The following is a 17199-nucleotide window of genomic DNA, read 5'->3' as shown; positions in this document are numbered from 1 at the left end:
CCAAGGACACATGAGTAACGATGCAAACGTACGCCGCCAGGGCACCTTCAAAGCCCTGGCCCGCCTGCTGCCCTTCCTGAAGCCCTACCGCCGCCAGTTCGTGCTGGCCGGGATCGCCCTGCTGGTTGCCGCCGGCGCCACCCTGGCGATTCCGTATGCCTTCAAGCAGATGATCGACCACGGCTTCGGCGCCGCCGCCGGTGGACGCAGCATCGAGAACGTCAACGCCACCTTCCTGGCCCTGTTCGGCGTCGCCGCGGTGCTGGGCGTGGCCACCGCCGCGCGCTTCTACATGGTGTCCTGGCTCGGCGAGCGCGTTACGGCCGACATCCGCAGCGCCGTGTATTCCCACGTGGTGCAGCAAAGCCCCGAATTCTTCGAAACCACCCGCAGCGGCGAGGTGCTGTCGCGCCTGACCACCGACACCACCCTGATCCAGTCGGTGGTCGGCACCAGCATCTCGCTGGCCTTGCGTAACACCCTGTTGTTCGTCGGCGGCCTGGCGATGCTGTTCGTGACCAGCGCCAAGCTGACCTCGATCATCCTCGGCCTGCTGGTGCTGGTGGTGGTGCCGATCGTGCTGTTCGGGCGCCGCGTGCGCGCGCTCTCGCGCGACTCGCAGGACCGCATCGCCGATGCCTCCGCGCTCGCCGGCGAAATCCTGAATGCCATGCCGACCGTGCAGTCCTTCACCGGCGAGCGCCGCGAAGCGCAGCGTTTCGGCGCCTCGGTCGAACAAGCCTTCCAGACCGCGATGCGGCGCATCCGCGCGCGTTCCATCCTCACCATGCTGGCCATCGTGCTGGTGTTCGGCGCCATCGTCTTCGTGCTGTGGCTGGGCGCGCATGCGGTGCTGGCCGGCAGCATGACCGGCGGCGACCTCGGCCAGTTCATCCTGTACGCCTCGATCGTCTCGGGCGCGGTGGGCGCACTGTCCGAAGTGATGGGCGAGGCCCAGCGCGCGGCCGGCGCCGCCGAGCGCCTGCTCGAACTGCTGGCACTGCGCTCGACCATCGTCAGCCCGCTGCAGCCGAAGCCGCTGCCGCCGCGCCATGCCGGCGGCGCCTCGCTGCAGTTGCAGGACATCGGCTTTTCCTATCCCTCGCGTCCGGACCATGCGGCCCTGGCGCACCTGAACCTGGACATCAAACCCGGCGAGACGGTGGCCGTGGTCGGCCCCTCGGGCGCCGGCAAGACCACCCTGTTCCAGCTGCTGCTGCGCTTCTACGATCCGCAATCGGGCCGCATCCTGCTGGAAGGCACCGACATCCGCGACCTCGACCTGCAGGTGCTGCGCGGTGCGATCGGCATCGTGCCGCAAGATACGGTCATCTTCTCGGCCGACGCCATGGAGAACATCCGCTACGGCCGCCCCGAGGCCAGCGACGCCGAAGTGATTGCCGCGGCCAAGATGGCGGCCGCCCACGAATTCATCGAGCGCCTGCCGCAGGGCTATGCCTCCTACCTGGGCGAGCGCGGCGTGCGCCTGTCGGGCGGCCAGCGCCAGCGCATCGCAATCGCCCGCGCGCTGCTGAAGAATCCGCCGCTGCTGCTGCTCGACGAAGCCACCAGCGCGCTGGACGCGGAGAGCGAGCGCCTGGTGCAGAGCGCGCTGGAAGCGGCGATGGTCGGCCGCACCACGCTGATCATCGCGCACCGCCTGGCGACCGTACAGCGCGCCGACCGCATCATCGTCATGGAAGACGGCCGCATCGTCGAGACCGGGACCCACGCGTCGCTGGTGGCGCTGGGCGGCATCTATGCCAACCTGGCGGCGCTGCAGTTCCATCACGTGCAGGCGGCATAACAAAAGTATATGCGTGCATAAGAATTTGTTGCGTAATTACATCGAATTAAGGCTTATCCCGTAGTTGCCGCACGGATACTTCCGGTATGATGCAGGACCCTTACTGCATACCCGTATCCCATGAACAAGCCCACGCTCGACGTATCGCGCTGGTCGGTCGGCTCGAAGATCACGGTCTTCACCTTCGCGCTGGTCGGCCTGATCCTCGCGGTGCTCGTCACCGTCATCAGCTGGACCACCTCCAACCTGCTGCAGGAACGCGCATCCGCCAACATCCAGCGTGAGCTGCATACCGTCGCCGCCACGGTCGAGATGTTCGACAAGGCGGTGTCGAGCGAAGCGGTCAGCTTCGGCAAGATCTTCGCCGCCAGCCTGGCCGGCGAATACCGTCTCGACACCGCGAATACCGTCGCCGTGGGCGGCAAACAGGTGCCGACCCTGCTCCACGACGGCAAAGCGCTGAATCTCGATTTCAGCATTCCGGACCAGTTCACCCGCACCACCGGCGCGAATGCCACCATCTTCGCCGCCGACGGCGAGGACTTCGTGCGCGTCACGACCTCGGTGCGCAAGGAAAACGGCGACCGCGCCGTCGGCACGATCCTCGACCATGCCAGCCCGGCCTACGCCCAGCTGAAAGCCGGCAAGCCTTACATCGGCCTGGTGACCCTGTTCGGCAAGCAGACCATCACCGATTACGAGCCGGTGCGCGATGCCGCCGGCAAGGTGATCGGCGTGCTGTATGTCGGCGTCGACATCAGCGCCGACGTCGCCCAGCTGAAGGAACGCATCAAGAGCATGAAGGTGGGTGACACCGGTTACTTCTACGTGCTGAACGCCGCGCCGGGCAAGAACTACGGCGACCTGCTGGTCCACCCGAACAAGGAAGGCAGCAACATCCTCGACAGCCGCGACAGCACCGGACGCCAGTTCGTGCGCGAGATGCTGGCGTCGAAGGACGGCATCACGCTCTACCCCTGGCAGAACCCGGACGACGCCCAGCCGCGCATGCGCATCGCCGCCTACACCCTGTTCAAGGACTGGAACTGGCTGATCGCCGGCGGCACCTACGAGGACGAGATTGTCCGCGAAGCCGTCTCCCTGCGTAACCGCGCGATCCTGATCGGCCTGCTGGCCCTCGGCATCTTCGCGGCGATCCTGCACACCGTCATCAAGCGCACCGTCACCCGTCCGCTGGGCGCGGCGCGCGACGCCGCCGTGCGCATGGCCCAGGGCGACCTTACCGTCGCGCTGGAAGACACGCGCCGCGACGAGATCGGCCGCCTGGCTGCTGCCATGAACGAGATCGGCAAGGGCTTGTCGAACGTGGTCGGCCAGGTGCGCGCCGGCGCCGAGCAGATCGTCAATGCCTCCAGCGAGATCTCCTCCGGTAACCTCGACCTGTCCGCGCGCACCGAACAGCAGGCCGCGACCCTGGCCGCCACCGCCAATTCGATGCAGGACCTGACCGAGACCGTGCGCCGCAACGCCGGCGACGCCCACCAGGCCAACCAGCTGGCCGTCAACACCTCGATGGTGGCCCAGGAAGGCGGCCGCATGGTCAGCCAGGTGATCGAGCGCATGGAAGCGATTAAGGCCTCGTCCGGGCGCATCGCCGACATCATCGGCGTCATCGACGGCATCGCCTTCCAGACCAACATCCTGGCGCTGAACGCCGCGGTCGAAGCGGCGCGCGCGGGCGAACAGGGCCGCGGCTTCGCGGTCGTGGCCTCCGAGGTGCGTAACCTGGCGCAGCGCTCGGCCGCCGCGGCCAAGGAGATCAAGGCCCTGATCCAGGCCTCCGGCGCCGAAGTCGACGCCGGCAGCCGCCTGGTGCAGGAAGCCGGCACCACGATGGCCGAGGTGCTCGGCAGCGCCGAGCAGGTGACCGGCATCATGTCGCGCATCAGCGCCGCCAGCAGCGCGCAGAGCGGCGACATCGAGCACATCAACCAGGCGATCGGCGAGATGGACCAGGTCACCCAGCACAACGCCGCCCTGGTCGAGGAAGCCAGCGCCGCTGCACAGGCCATGCTGGAACAGGCCGAGCAGCTGGCACGCGCGGTGCGCCTGTTCAAGCTGGACGATGCGCAGGCCGCCCGCGAAGCCGCGAACCGTCCGGCCCTGAGCGCCTACTGATTCACGGCCCCGGCAGTTCGGTGTACAGTGGCGGTCACTTAGCCTTGCCACTGGAGTCTTCCTTGAGCGACACCGAACTGCTTGCCCGCTGCACCACCATCCTCCCCGGCCACCGTCCGCGCCGCCCGAGCGAGATGTTCTCCGCCATGGCCGCCTGGTGCGAAGCCAATGGCATCGCCCACGACGTCTACGGCGAAGGCGCCCTGATCCAGGACTTCGAGCGCAAGCTCGCCGCGCTGCTGGGCTTCGAGGCCGCCGTCTTCTGCATTTCCGGCACCATGACCCAGGTGACCGCCCTGCGCCTGGCCGCCATGGAACGCGGCAAGGCGCCGGTCGCGCTGCACCCGACCTCGCACATCTTCGTGCACGAGAATTCGAACTACCAGCTGCTCGAGCACTTCGACGCGCTGTCGGTGGGCGATCGTCACCGTCCCTGGACGGCCGCCGACATCACCGGCATCCCCGAGCGCCTGTCGGCCGTGGGCCTCGAGATCCCGATGCGGGAGATCGGCGGCCAGCTGTCCGACTGGGACGAACTGCAGGCCATCAAGGCGCACTGCAAAGCACAGAACATCCACCTGCACATGGACGGCGCCCGCCTGTGGGAAGCGGCCGCCGGTTACGGGCGCCCGCTGGCCGAGATCGCGGCCGGCTTCGATTCGGTCTACGTCTCGCTGTACAAGGGCATCGGCGGCCTTGGCGGCGCGATGCTGCTGGGATCGCGCGAGTTCGTGGCGCGCGCGGCCCGCTGGTTCGCGCGCCAGGGCGGCAAGCTGGTGCACCAGTCGCCCTACGTGGTGGCGGCGGCGATGCAGTTCGACACGCGCCTGGCCAGCATGCCGGCCCTGTTCCGCCGCACCCAGTTCTTGTATGAAGTCCTTCGCGCGCACCGGGTGCTGAAACTCAACCCGGCCGCGCCGCAGGCCAACATGCTGCACGTGCACCTGCCGGTGGGCCGCGAGCGCGCGCTGGAGATCCGGCGCAAGCTGGCGGCCGAGCATGGCGTGTGGATCTTCCATCGCATCAATCACGGGGTGCTGCCCGATACTTCGTATTTCGAGCTGTATGTGGGCGACAACCTGCTTGATACGCCGGACGGGCGGATGCGGGAGGTGGCGGCGCTGCTGGCGGCCGAGGTGCAGCGCGGTGATTGAGAGCACTGGTGTAAATCCCGTGATTACCAAACGCCTGTAAGGATGTGCCAAGTGTTGGGTTACCGGTTGGGGCGCAGTCGTTAGCGGACGCTGCAATAGGTCTGCAACCGGGCCAACAGTGACCTTCAACCAGCACATTAATCAAGCTGAAGATGAGCGAAGACGAGTTCCAACTAAATTTCCCAGCCGACGTAAGAGCTCCAGAGGTGTTGCTAGCGCTACGCCGGTTCCAAAACCAATCTAATGACTGGTATAGCGGTTACTTTGAACTGGGTAAATGGCGGTTTGGGGACGCCGCATGGTTTGGGGGTGATGCTGAGGCTGCCCAGCAATTCATCGTTATCGGTCACGGACCGGATGGGTCTCTTTATGCACTCTGGGCCTATCCGGGCAGGACAGTCGAAAATGCGCCTGTGGTGTTCCTCGGCTCCGAAGGTACAGACAACTGCTTGTTGGCAAGTTCTTTACGTGATTTTTTGGCTCTTCTCGCGATCGGCGCGGACGAGCTCGGCTTCGCAGTGAGCTGGGGCAGCGTCGAGCAAGCAGATCCTCCAGCACCCCGGTTGAACGAGTTTCGCTCGTGGCTTGATCAGTCTCTTGGGATTGTTGCGCCGGAAGTGCCAAACGAATCGATAGCTTCGGCCCGTGCGATGCATCCCGATTTCGAAGCGTGGCTGAATGCATGGTTCGCTTCCAGAAGATAGCTAATAACTCAAGCCAATCCGGCTGAGACCGGCCAGAAGCAAACGTTCGCTTCAACCTACCGACAGGATGAAAACTATGCGCTCTCCATCAAGACTCATTCCACCACGCAGCGAGAAGGGCATCTCGTGGGTGTGGTTGCTGGGAGTCTTGTTGGCTGGATTTGGGTATTTTGTCTATGCCTCGTCGAACACGGCTCGGTACGTGACAGCCGCTCTGATCTTTGCGTTCTGTGTTTGTGTAGCTGTCATCAACAAACAGGAAAAGCGCAGACTTGAAGGGATATGCAGCACCCGTGCTGAGGAATCGATATGTACCTTTGCCCGGAGTTTCTCGACCAGGGATGTCGATACCTGGGTCATTCGTGCAGCACATCAGGAAATCCAGCAACTGATGAAGTCCTACATGTCGGCTTTCCCCGTGCGCGCATCGGACTCATTACTCGACGACCTGCACATCGATTCCGACGACATCGAGGACTTGTTGGTAGACATTGCTGCGCGTTCTGGTCACGCGCTTGATGAAACCGAGAAGAACCCCTTCTACGGGAAGATAAACACGGTTCGTGATCTGGTCTTATTCGTCAATGCGCAACCACGATTAGTCACTATTCGACCGTCCGCTTAGGGTCGGGAGCGACGGCTGTGAGAGTCTGCAAACACCCGGAGGCAGCCAGTCACAAGCCATCGCATCTGTTGCCGAATAATGAAAACACCGCCCAAGCACACGCCTCAGCGCGGCCCGCTCCTCGCTGCCCCATCCCGGCCCCGGCCCGACTCGCCGCGTACAGCCCGCCGCCGATCAATGCGATGCCGAGCACGGTACCCATCGACGCCTTGGGCATCAGACGCATGGCGGCGGTCGCCCAGGCCGCCGGACGCTCGCGCTGCGGATCCGAATGGCGGCGCCTCAGCGCGCCGTTGCTGGCCGGACCGCCTGCATACAGTTGGATCATCTCGCGCACGAAGGGCACCATGTCCTGCGGACCGCGGCTGGTCACCCAGTTCCCGTCACGCACCACTTCCTGATCGAGCCATGTGGCCCCTGCGTTGACCATGTCGTCGCGCACGCCGGGCCATGAGGTCAGCGCGCGCCCTTCCGCAAGCCCGGACGAGGCAAGCAGCCATGGCCCGTGGCACAGGGTCGCGATCGGTTTGCGCTGGTCGTCGAATGCACGCACCAGGTCGCGCGCCTTGGCGGACTGACGCAGCAAATCGGGGTTGATGAAACCACCGGGAATCAGGAGCCCATCGTAATCGCCCGCCCTCACCTCGTCGATCGTCCTGTCGACGTCGACCCGCCCGGCCGGCTTGTTCAGGTTGACGCCGCGGATGGTGCCGCCGTGCAGCGAGACGATATCCACCTGCGCCCCTGCTGCCTTGAGCGCGGTGACCGGCACACTCAGTTCGACCTGTTCGAAGCCGTCCGTCGCCAGCACGGCAATGCGCTGCCCAGCCAGTGTCTTACGTCCATTCATCATGTCCTCCATTGTGCGTTCATCGATAAAGTCAACAAGTTGCAATTGCCCTTGAATCGCAGATTCAAGACATGGGGCGGCAGCACTTCTTGTCAGGAAGCAGTACTTGCCCTGGGCGCCAGTCTCGGCAGATCGCAGCGAGGACATACAGTACCGTGAATGCAGATGTCCCGACGTTCGATAAAAAGCCGTTGTCGCGGCGTCGAAAAATTTTATTCAGCGTTCGCAGCGATACCCTGGAGGGTTTTCATTGATCGGGTAAAATGCCCTTTTGTTACTCCAGCTTTACACCCAGATGCGCCAATATTCAGACCTGATGCGCCATGTCCGCGACCATGGCGCGGTCAAGACCGACCGTACCGGCACCGGCACACGTTCCGTGTTCGGCCACCAGATGCGCTTCAACCTGCAGGACGGCTTCCCGCTGGTCACCACCAAGAAGGTGCACCTGAAGTCGATCATCCATGAACTGATCTGGTTCCTGGCAGGTTCCACCAACATCGCCTACCTGAAGGACAACGGCGTCTCGATCTGGGACGAATGGGCCGATGCCGAGGGCGAATTGGGGCCGATCTACGGCTACCAGTGGCGCAGCTGGCCGGCCCCGGACGGCAGCCACATCGACCAGATCAGCCAGGTGCTGGATCAGATCAAGAACGATCCGGACTCGCGCCGGATGATCGTCTCGGCCTGGAACGTGGCCGACGTGCCGCGCATGAAGCTGCCGCCCTGCCACGCCCTGTTCCAGTTCTACGTGGCCGACGGCAAGCTGTCCTGCCAGCTTTATCAGCGCAGCGCCGACATCTTCCTGGGCGTGCCATTTCTTTGCCACATGCCCCGACTGTACCCATAGATAAAACCATTTATAATCAAGTACTTACCCACCCTCCATCTATAGGTACAGTACCTATACTAGCGTCAGAATTTGTGTTACGCTATACAACGTTCGAGTTCGGATAATCCGGATGAATCTGGGCGCCCCGCCGGCATAGCGAGGCAGGCATCTCAACAAGCCATGAAAGACCACATACGATGGACAAGCAATACCTTAGCCTGCTGCGTGACGTACTTGACAACGGGGTCCATAAAGGCGATCGAACGGGCACCGGCACCCTGTCGGTCTTCGGTCGCATGTATCGACACGATCTGAGCGACGGCTTTCCGTTGCTCACGACCAAGAAACTTCATATTAAGTCCATCCTGCACGAACTCCTGTGGTTCCTACGGGGCGATACAAACATCAAGTACCTAAACGATAATGGCGTTTCAATCTGGAATGAGTGGGCAACTCCGGAAGGCGAACTCGGTCCAGTCTACGGTGCACAATGGCGGTTTTGGAAAGGCCCGAACGGAGAAACCTACGACCAGATTGCAGCCTTGATCGATGGCATAAAAAAGCGCCCTGACAGTCGGCGTCATATTATCAATGCTTGGAATGTCGCATATTTGCCTGACGAGTCAAAAGCACCTGAACTCAATGCGCTTGAAGGCAAAATGGCTTTGCCGCCCTGCCACATCATGTATCAGTTCTACGTTGCTAACGGGCGCCTTTCGACGCATCTAACGCAACGCTCAGGTGATTTGTACTTGGGCATCCCGTTCAACTGTACGAGCGTATCATTCCTTACTCATATGATTGCACAACAGTGCGACCTTGAAGTGGGAGAAATTATCCATTCGATCGGAGATTTGCATCTCTATTCCAATCACTTAGAGCAGGCACGCCTACAACTTACCCGCGAGCCACGACCATTGCCAAAACTAGTAATCAAGCGCAAGCCAGCCTCAATTTTCGATTACAAGTTCGAGGATTTCGAAGTTATAAATTACGACCCGCATCCGCACATTCCTGCTCCGATCGCTAAGTGATTCGCATCTGAATTCGACTTCGCAGGAACTTAGCGAAACGTCGACGCACAAGTAAAGTTTGAATGGGCTCGCTATAATGCGTTGACTCAGGCCGATTGTTCTCGCTGGGCAATATTACTGATTCGTTAGCGGCGACACTGGAATGAAACCTGCAGACCCTGACCTGACCCACCCTTACTTAGTCGTGCAGACGAAGGTACGAGACAAACCTGTTTCGCATGAATATTCTTCGTTTGCGAACCGACTCGGGCCCAACTTCGTTGAGAAGATTTGCGCCCTGGCCAAGCACGAGTTCGCCATGGCGCAGTCAAAGGGCTACACGACCGAGTATTGCGTAGAGGCGTATGTTTCACATCTGCAGTTAGTCTTCACCACCATAGAGTCTGTTCTGAATAAAAAGAACATTGCCACTGCCAACGCTATGGAGATAGCCGACTGGAACGAATTCACCACTCGGTTAATTAGCCGTATCGAAAGCGACCAAAAAAAATCCGACGTAAGAAAAAAACAGCTCAAGAGTCGCTACCTTGGAACGCTAACACGATATGCTAAGGCGGGCTTGATCCCCATGCGTTTTGATCCAAAGGTTCTGTCGAAAGATGGGCCGTACCATGTTTTGCAGACTACCCCTTGGAAGGGGGGAAATGCGGTCACGTACGACTACACCGATATCGCAGACATAATCGGAAGGGATTTTTTGGAATCCGCTTGTACTCTTGTAAAGAATTTGCGACAAACGGCAGGCGTAGAAGAAAGAACTTGGCTCGCCAATTATGCTAGTCGCTTTGATCATTTTATCCGAAGCCTCTATGCTTTTTTTGTCGAAGAAGGCTATGTGTCGGCTCAAGCGCTCAGTGAAGAAGACTGGCGGCAATTTGTGGAGCGACTAGGGAATCTAATTCTTGCAGATCAAGTTTCGGATCGGACAGGAGACTTACTCTCGCCGAAGACGAAGGATCGACATCGTCTATGTACGAACAATCTGATGGCGCATATGGCAGTTGCAGGCTTACTCCCGAAGAAATTCGAAATAGTTTCTCCCAAGGGACGAAAGCGAGCTGCCTCAGGAACCGCAAACGTCACCCGGAAAGCCGATCCCGATGAAGGAGCGGAGGCGGTGCCCTTATCTCCTTTCGCTTTTTTGATTGAAAAACACAAAAGGAAAATGCCGTATGACTACAGGACATTCCAACCTCTAGCTCGATATTTTTTACTAAGGGCAATACCTATACTCTATAGGTTTTATGGGGCCGGCTCAGAAACGCAAGCGAAAGACTACCACCACGTCTTCACCTCGCTTCTGCTCTTCCTTGAGCAACATAAACAGAGCGGCTTCGAAGCGGAATTTTTCTCAACTCTTGCAACACATGAATACGCAAGTCTAGATTCCACGCGGTGGGAAAAGATGCTTTATGAGTGGCGGGACCACCTTATTAATTCTAGCCCGGCGAAGCACGTACTAGACATCACAAAGCACATGAAGATACAGGCAATGAATCGGCTATGGGCTGCACTTGCCGATAGCCTACTGGTGCCTGCCGTGAAACTAAAGGGAATAAAAGGGGCAAAGTCGACATTAAAAACGAAGAATCGACCCTCGCTCGCGCAACTCAGCTCCGCGAAAACTGCACTGTTAGACGAAAGCGCCATAGAACTACATGCCGCAACACATAAGATCAGCCAATATTTCGACGAGAGCGATAAGGAAGAAGCGCGTGAATTCATCAATGCTCTTTGCGCAAATTTACCTCCCGCCAAAGTACGAGCGTTAACTTTAGACGCCTTGGTTGTGGAGATTGCGCGGCTTAACGCAAACCGCCTGGAGGCGATTCGTCGTTGCGCAGAGAAAGACTTTCTTCATTGGTTCGAACATTGGAATAAGGGACAGCATGCACTGGCGAATGCGTCACATTCGCCAGAAGAAATGGTAGATTTGCTGGACCGACCGGAGCGATCAGTTTCAGAGCGCAGTCGCAATAGGACGAGGCTCATATCAGGCAAGACGGATTGCCATTTAGGCAACGCTCTGAATCTCTTAATCGGAGCACTAGGCGGCAATGCCAATGGTATCAGTGGCCGATACCATCATATTAAACGACAGTGGGGTGGCAACGAAGCCCTACATGCATATCTTCATCCTCATAAGCGAGCAACGGTCGCGTTGTGGACCATCATTCTCATAGATACGGGAGCGAACTGTGAGGTGGTGCGTGAGATGCCGCTTGCGTGTCTTCGAAAATCGGAAGATCCCAACCACATGATCGTGTCTTTCGGATTGAAAGCGCGGGCCGGATATAAGCGCATTAATGACTGTCTTCCGATTCAACCTCAGCCTGGCCACGAGCTCTCGGCCGTACAGGCTATTCAGCATTACGAAATCATGTCTTCCCGCAACCGCAAGATTGCGAATGGGGAAGTAGCAGAGCTACTATTCCTTGACACACGCCAGAACGATATTATTGGGATTACAGAATTTCGGGCTCGGGACGATTTTAAAGAATTCCTACAAGATCATGCTGAGCTAAGAGATCTTCCTATACGCCCATCGTTCATAAGACCATCGTATTTGCTAAAGGTGCAGCATGAAGATCCAGCAGTAAGTACAGAGTCCGCTCAGGCGATTGCGGACCACGTGTTATCTTCAACAACAGGTAATAACTACACGCATCGAACGCATACGAAGCTCGTTTATGTTCAGAAAGTACGCGAATTCACCCGACTATTTCAATCTGTAATTATTGCTTCGATCGAAGGTGCCGCGGAGAAACTTGGTATTTCCCCAGAGGAGGCGGAAGCGCTATTTTCAGACGCTGCGAGATCAGGCCTCGGGATAGCATGTTTGAATCCAAAGGCGGGTGTCCAACCTGGCACACGTAGAGGAGAGAGTTGCACGAGACTCGACGCGTGCCCAAACTGCGAAATGCGCTACCTTGTTGGGACTGTAGATAACATAACCGATTTGATCCTTTTCGAGGAATATCTGAAGTCCCAGGAAGCCGAGGCTACGAAAGCGCATCCAGAAGCCTGGGAGACACGGTGGCTTCCGTGGCTTGCATTGGCAGAAGTAGCGCTTGCTAAGTTCGCACTAGGCGACACTGCGTCTGCATTTTTACAGGCGACAGAAAAGGCAAACGCTCGTCGTCCTACTTATAGACCATTCAAGTTATTCTAGCCATGGTGCATGCACAGTTGGTTCAATCAAGAGCGGTTGACAGCACTATACCGCCTATTCTCCACAGCGATAAGGGCTATTCACCAGAATGGATGTTGATTGGCCCTTACAGCGCCCATGATTGGACAGTTCGGAATATTGGCAATAAGCCTCCCAGGGTGCTGACATTCAACGTGAAGATACCTAATGGAGGAGTTCTTTCTGACTACCCCAATCTCTACGAATCGGTTAAACGCATCGCGTACGGCGTCCGCACTGGCCCCCTCGCCGAAGTCGAAAGTGCAGATGTTCAAGCAACAATCGTAAGCAACCTGACCACACTCGCGTGTTGGATGATAAGCCGCGGCATAAAGCGTTTCTCCGATCTCACTAAGGCTGACCGCGAGGAATACGCCTGTGCTGCGGTCTATGGTGTCCACAACGTCTTAAATACTGAATCGATTTTGGAACGACACCTTGAGAATCTAATTGCAGAAGCAAACTTTCATGCTGATGACGATCTTGAAACGCGTCGGTGGAAAGCAATGCGTGTTTTCCCCGTACGAAAAAAAGCAAACCAAAGTATCAACTCTGCAGTTCTCGACAGGATGGCTATTCTCAGCGATGCAGGGCTCGGCACATTTGCAGCAAACGGCCGGTCTGGTGTCCTGATAACGCTTTTAGACGAAACCGAAGCACTGTGCATGCTATACCAGCCAGGCTTCATAAAAGCAAGAACAAAGAAATCGCAGAGCAAAGAAGTGAATAATAACCCGGAACCCGAATTTTTAGGGCAGGGAAACGCGAATAACAGCGTCGATTCAGTCATCATCGATCGGGACACTTCCAGCAACCAATACATTGACCAAGCCGGAGCAACTAAAACGGACAATCGGAGAGTACCACGTCAGGGTAAGGCCAATACCTTAAGTGAAATAAAGCAACCGGATCAAACAGAGGCGGCGCTAGCGCAATCGAAGGACGATTATGACGACAAGCCCGTATCCGAAGAACACCTTCGTCGATTTCTCATGTCGTTCCAATACCTTTACGATCACCGACGGTATCTGGAAGATGCATTAACTAGCGCTCCGTTCTTTTCGACATCTGCGCGAGCCGAAGCACAGAAACTCGGCCGGGAAGTCGGTCGTACCGGAACTATTCCAGTCGCGCAAGCAACATGTCTTATTGAGCGCTCTGTACGGTGGGTTCTCGACTATGCTCCGACCCTGCTAGCGTTATACAGCCACGCTGAGATCGTATATGAGGCGGACCCGGGTCGCGCCGCCGTTAAATATGCTGAGCATCTAGACTCGTTTCGAACTTGGCCGACGGGTCCCGCCAGTCCGTTTCCTATAGTACCGACTCGGATTAGCGACACCGGAGAATCCTCGAACGAACAATCCCGTGCCGAATCGCTGCGTGATGGGATGAGTCTCCACTCTGCCATTCTATTTTTAATGACTGCCTGCGCCGTGGTTATCGCTGCCTTTAGTGCCAGGCGCGCCTCGGAGATTATAGGTCTCAAAGCAGGTTGTGTTCATATTGATGACTCTGGTCAACCTTGGCTTGAATGCTTCATCCATAAGACTTTGAAGACCGAATCACGCATTCCAGTTCCAGAGGTAGTGGTGGCCGCGGTAAACGTTCTTGAAAAATTGAGCGAGCGAGCCAGGCGGCTCACTGATGAACCCTATGTCTTCCAGTACAATGTCCCAGGATCTGATAGAACCTACGGAATAAGCGAGATGAATTTTCCGGTTTTTCGCCTAGCCGAAAATTTGCGCAAATTTGGATATTTCGTAGACGTTCCTCGACTGGAAGATGGCACACCATGGACGTTCAAGCCGCATCAGTTCCGGCGATTCTTCGCGATTCTTTATATCTGGATTTACGATAAGGGCGATTGGGGCGCATTGCAGTATCATCTGAGACACTTCACCAGTGAAATGACCCGTCGCTACGCCTCGGAGAACGAAATCGGGCAAATCATCGCTCAAGTCGACAAGGAGCACACCGCAAACATTCTTGCCAGCGCGGCCCTAGGATTGACTTATATCGGCGGTTCGGAAGGCACGCGATTAAAACAAGTTGCGCAACGACTTCATGCTCAGATGGCAAAACATACAGATGTTGTTTCGCCTCGCAAGTACAAGCAGAAACTTGAGCGACTAGTCGAGCGTACGGGCGTCTCATTGACAGGATTCCCTTGGGGATACTGTGTGCTTCGAAAGGCACACAAGAAGCGTCCCTGTAACTGCACGAATTCCTCGGAACCGGATCACGGTCAAGCCAGCGAAATTACCTGCACCGGCTGCGCGTTTAGCATGGTAACGCCATCTGCGCAGAGCTCCTTGATTAACGCCATCAAGTTTCATCAAGAGACTGCCGAATCTGAAGACTCTCCGGCAATCCTCCGCGAAGCCAGCCGGGCGATTCATCAGAAGCTTATTGCTGCCTTGGCGGAAACGCAATGCCCTTTACCACAGGGAGACCCTGATGACTAATATGAACGATGCCGGTACACCGCGAGCAAATAAACCAGCTATTGCGTTGAAGCGGCGGAACGACGCAATCAAGAAGTATGTTTTCAAGCTTAAGAAATTAGAGGAACTACTGGAGACCAATGCTATTGAGTCGATTCCAAAGAATATGCGCCCCGCGACGTTTGTCGCATGGATAGACGAGACACTTGGCATCGAAAGGTTTTCCAGAAACGCCCTCTACGAAACAGATGTGGAATACACTGCACTTCACGAGAAAATGGAACATCTTCTCGAACGATTGGCAAAGAAAAGGCAAAGTAAATCTAAAAAAGAAAGCGAGATCAGCAATTTGCGTGAACAACTCAAAACGGCAGAAAGGAGGATTCAATCCTATGTGGATGATTATACTGCCGCGAGAGCTGAGCTACAGGAGAAGGATAAGGAAATAGCTCGTCTTCTGCTTCAACTTAATAGGATGAAGGACTACGACCAAAAGGTGACACCACTCCGGTCCGTTCGACGTTCACACGACGATAGCGATCGACATTAACTATGGAATGTCATCTCGAATACACTAGCGATCGGTTTGTCTATGCTGACAGACCCTATCCTGGCATACCCCTGCTCGTGGACTCTCTGTTTCATTTCGTGGCGCCGGTGTGTGACTACTTACGTAACCTCGTTATACACGAACAACTTGAGACCAGCTCAGTCAAGACCTACGCCCAATATATTCAGCTTTTCTGGAACTACTTGGAAGGAGAAGGAGCGAACTACGCTGAGGTAACAGATAAGCAACTTCTTACATGGTTGAACCAACAGAGAAATCGCGATAATAAAATTTATGTGGCCACAGCTCGATGCGACGCAATTTTCGACATGTACTGTTGGCTTGAAGTAAACGGGTATGTAAAAGACATCGTACGCATACCCGGACATAACGATGGGCAAAATTTCGAGCCGCTGCTATCCAGTAAGCGTGCTCGTCCTGGCAAATTTCGTCCTTCACGATTTGGGGTGGTTTCAGGTGTGCGTCCGAGGGCGAATGACGCCAATAGTGTTCAGCCTACTCCCACCAATGAAGACCTGACAAAATTGTATATTGCAGCCGATAATCCGAAGAACCCAAGCCTGACGGACCGCAACCATCTGCTTATCGATTGGTATGGCCAAACGGGCGTTCGTCGGATCGAGGCGCAGAATTTGACTGTCGATCAAATTCCAGAGTGGTCTGTAATTGATGATCTACGCCGAGACGGGTATATCTGCGAATTGCGTATCGTTAAGACCAAGGGTGGTAGGCCAAGACATATAGGCGTGCTACCAAGCTTACTGGAACGAACTCGGGAGTGGATAGAGGGCCCACGAGCAGATATCGTCGAGCGATTCAGGAGAAAAATCTCGACCTATAAGGAGCCAAAAGAAATTTTTATTTCGGCAAAGACCGGTGCAGCCTTGACGTTGACAACCATGAGCAACCTATTTGCTGCATTTTTCGGAAAAGCTAAAGTCGAGGGACATGGGCATCGGATTCGCGCTCACTACCTCACCAATCTCCTCCACTCCGAAATAGACGCTGCGACAGCTCTTTTGATTTCAAACGGCGGAACGTTTAAAGATATTGATTGGGAACTTATTATAAGAAAAGTCGCAGAACGTGCGGGACATCGGAACGTGGATAGTATAAGAGACTACGTCACCATCCTAAAGAAAAGATATCAAAGACTTTCCGGACATGACGATTTGGTAACGATCGATCAGATGCTGAAGGCAAAGAAGCAAGAACTCGCATTGGTTGAACACCGGATTTCGAAAGGGAAAACAGAACTTGAGGCGCTAACAAAATTGGGGGCAAAAACTGATAGTAGTACGAGATAAATCATACAACGAATAAGGCGAAGCCCGGCGTTTTTATTCCGTCCCTCCCCATGCTTCTGAGACTCAGGAAATCTAAAAATGGCAGTGGATTACGGTTAGCAACGAGTCGCTCCCAGATGATCATCGCCCGGAAGCCATAAGGTCTACCTCGACACAATCGCGGTCGGAGGCAGGATCCTTTCAGCAGACACTTGGAACTGACGTCGTCCTTGAGGGGTAAAGTCGTCAATGTTTGCCGAGGTGATCGACAGCCTTCCCCCGGTTCACACCTCCTTGAACTCCTCGACGTTGGGCGCCGCCGACGGTCCGGGACGGTGTCCACTCAAGGTCGCTTGACGCTACTTGCTACGCTTAGGCAAATCTGTTGGGATGGGGGATAGCGCATCTTCGGTACAAAGAATACGGTCTTTGATAATAGGAGATTATCAAAGACCGTGGATCGGATTCCGGCTCTCCATAAGGGACAGTGTCTGAACGCCATTCGAGGCCAACCTAACTTGTCTCGAAGTCGATGCCGGCCGCAAGCCAGAGGCAAA

General features: G+C 56.4%; 11 protein-coding genes and 1 pseudogene. 11 read left to right on the top strand and 1 reads right to left on the bottom strand.

Annotated elements, in window-relative coordinates:
- The first annotated feature begins 10 nt into the window (after positions 1-10).
- From NX782_RS21925 to NX782_RS21905, 5 genes are all read left to right on the top strand, one after another.
- Positions 11-1807, top strand: a complete 1797-nt coding sequence (locus NX782_RS21925; protein ID WP_258847617.1) for an ABC transporter transmembrane domain-containing protein — start codon at positions 11-13, stop codon at positions 1805-1807.
- Positions 1808-1927: 120 nt separating this feature from the next.
- Complete coding sequence (locus tag NX782_RS21920; RefSeq protein ID WP_258847616.1) at positions 1928-3946, top strand: methyl-accepting chemotaxis protein; 2019 nt, start codon at positions 1928-1930, stop codon at positions 3944-3946.
- A gap of 62 nt (positions 3947-4008) precedes the next feature.
- On the top strand, positions 4009-5100 hold the full coding sequence (locus tag NX782_RS21915) for a threonine aldolase family protein (RefSeq protein ID WP_258847615.1): 1092 nt from the start codon (positions 4009-4011) through the stop codon (positions 5098-5100).
- Between the two features lie 152 nt (positions 5101-5252).
- Positions 5253-5804 carry a hypothetical protein gene (locus tag NX782_RS21910; protein ID WP_258847614.1) on the top strand — a complete coding sequence of 184 codons (552 nt, stop codon included), beginning with the start codon at positions 5253-5255 and terminating at the stop codon, positions 5802-5804.
- 76 nt (positions 5805-5880) lie between these two features.
- Positions 5881-6429 (top strand): hypothetical protein, encoded by a 549-nt coding sequence (locus tag NX782_RS21905; RefSeq protein WP_258847613.1) that lies wholly within the window; start codon positions 5881-5883, stop codon positions 6427-6429.
- A gap of 49 nt (positions 6430-6478) precedes the next feature.
- On the opposite strand, the gene NX782_RS21900 is transcribed toward NX782_RS21905, so the two are convergent.
- Complete coding sequence (locus NX782_RS21900; RefSeq protein ID WP_258847612.1) at positions 6479-7426, bottom strand: type 1 glutamine amidotransferase domain-containing protein; 948 nt, start codon at positions 7424-7426, stop codon at positions 6479-6481.
- A 148-nt stretch (positions 7427-7574) separates the two neighbouring features.
- Here NX782_RS21900 and NX782_RS21895 point away from each other — a divergent pair.
- The 6 genes and pseudogenes from NX782_RS21895 to NX782_RS21870 all read left to right on the top strand — a co-directional run.
- Positions 7575-8102 (top strand): annotated as a pseudogene (locus NX782_RS21895) (thymidylate synthase); the annotation flags it as partial.
- Between the two features lie 209 nt (positions 8103-8311).
- Entirely contained in the window at positions 8312-9148 is an 837-nt protein-coding gene (locus NX782_RS21890; protein WP_075791091.1) for a thymidylate synthase, read from the top strand.
- Between the two features lie 142 nt (positions 9149-9290).
- On the top strand, positions 9291-12320 hold the full coding sequence (locus NX782_RS21885) for a hypothetical protein (RefSeq protein ID WP_258847611.1): 3030 nt from the start codon (positions 9291-9293) through the stop codon (positions 12318-12320).
- A gap of 2 nt (positions 12321-12322) precedes the next feature.
- Positions 12323-14806, top strand: a complete 2484-nt coding sequence (locus NX782_RS21880; RefSeq protein ID WP_258847610.1) for a site-specific integrase — start codon at positions 12323-12325, stop codon at positions 14804-14806.
- Positions 14799-15335, top strand: a complete 537-nt coding sequence (locus NX782_RS21875) for a hypothetical protein (protein ID WP_156895508.1) — start codon at positions 14799-14801, stop codon at positions 15333-15335. The genes NX782_RS21880 and NX782_RS21875 overlap by 8 nt, the downstream gene beginning before the upstream one ends.
- Positions 15336-15412: 77 nt before the next feature.
- The gene (locus NX782_RS21870; RefSeq protein WP_258847609.1) at positions 15413-16663 is read left to right on the top strand and encodes a site-specific integrase; all 1251 of its coding nucleotides are present in this window, start codon (positions 15413-15415) and stop codon (positions 16661-16663) included.
- The last annotated feature ends 536 nt before the right edge of the window (positions 16664-17199 follow it).

The sequence above is a fragment of the Massilia norwichensis genome, from assembly GCF_024753245.1.
Classification (GTDB): domain Bacteria; phylum Pseudomonadota; class Gammaproteobacteria; order Burkholderiales; family Burkholderiaceae_D; genus Telluria; species Telluria norwichensis.
This window is presented reverse-complemented; position numbering and strand designations above follow the sequence as displayed.

Coding starts and splice junctions, on each gene's coding strand:
- NX782_RS21925 (WP_258847617.1), top strand. CDS start 11: ATGAGTAACGATGCAAACGTACGCCGCCAGGGCACCTTCAAAGCCCTG.
- NX782_RS21920 (WP_258847616.1), top strand. CDS start 1,928: ATGAACAAGCCCACGCTCGACGTATCGCGCTGGTCGGTCGGCTCGAAG.
- NX782_RS21910 (WP_258847614.1), top strand. CDS start 5,253: ATGAGCGAAGACGAGTTCCAACTAAATTTCCCAGCCGACGTAAGAGCT.
- NX782_RS21905 (WP_258847613.1), top strand. CDS start 5,881: ATGCGCTCTCCATCAAGACTCATTCCACCACGCAGCGAGAAGGGCATC.
- NX782_RS21900 (WP_258847612.1), bottom strand. CDS start 7,426: ATGTCCTCGCTGCGATCTGCCGAGACTGGCGCCCAGGGCAAGTACTGC.
- NX782_RS21890 (WP_075791091.1), top strand. CDS start 8,312: ATGGACAAGCAATACCTTAGCCTGCTGCGTGACGTACTTGACAACGGG.
- NX782_RS21885 (WP_258847611.1), top strand. CDS start 9,291: ATGAAACCTGCAGACCCTGACCTGACCCACCCTTACTTAGTCGTGCAG.
- NX782_RS21880 (WP_258847610.1), top strand. CDS start 12,323: ATGGTGCATGCACAGTTGGTTCAATCAAGAGCGGTTGACAGCACTATA.
- NX782_RS21875 (WP_156895508.1), top strand. CDS start 14,799: ATGACTAATATGAACGATGCCGGTACACCGCGAGCAAATAAACCAGCT.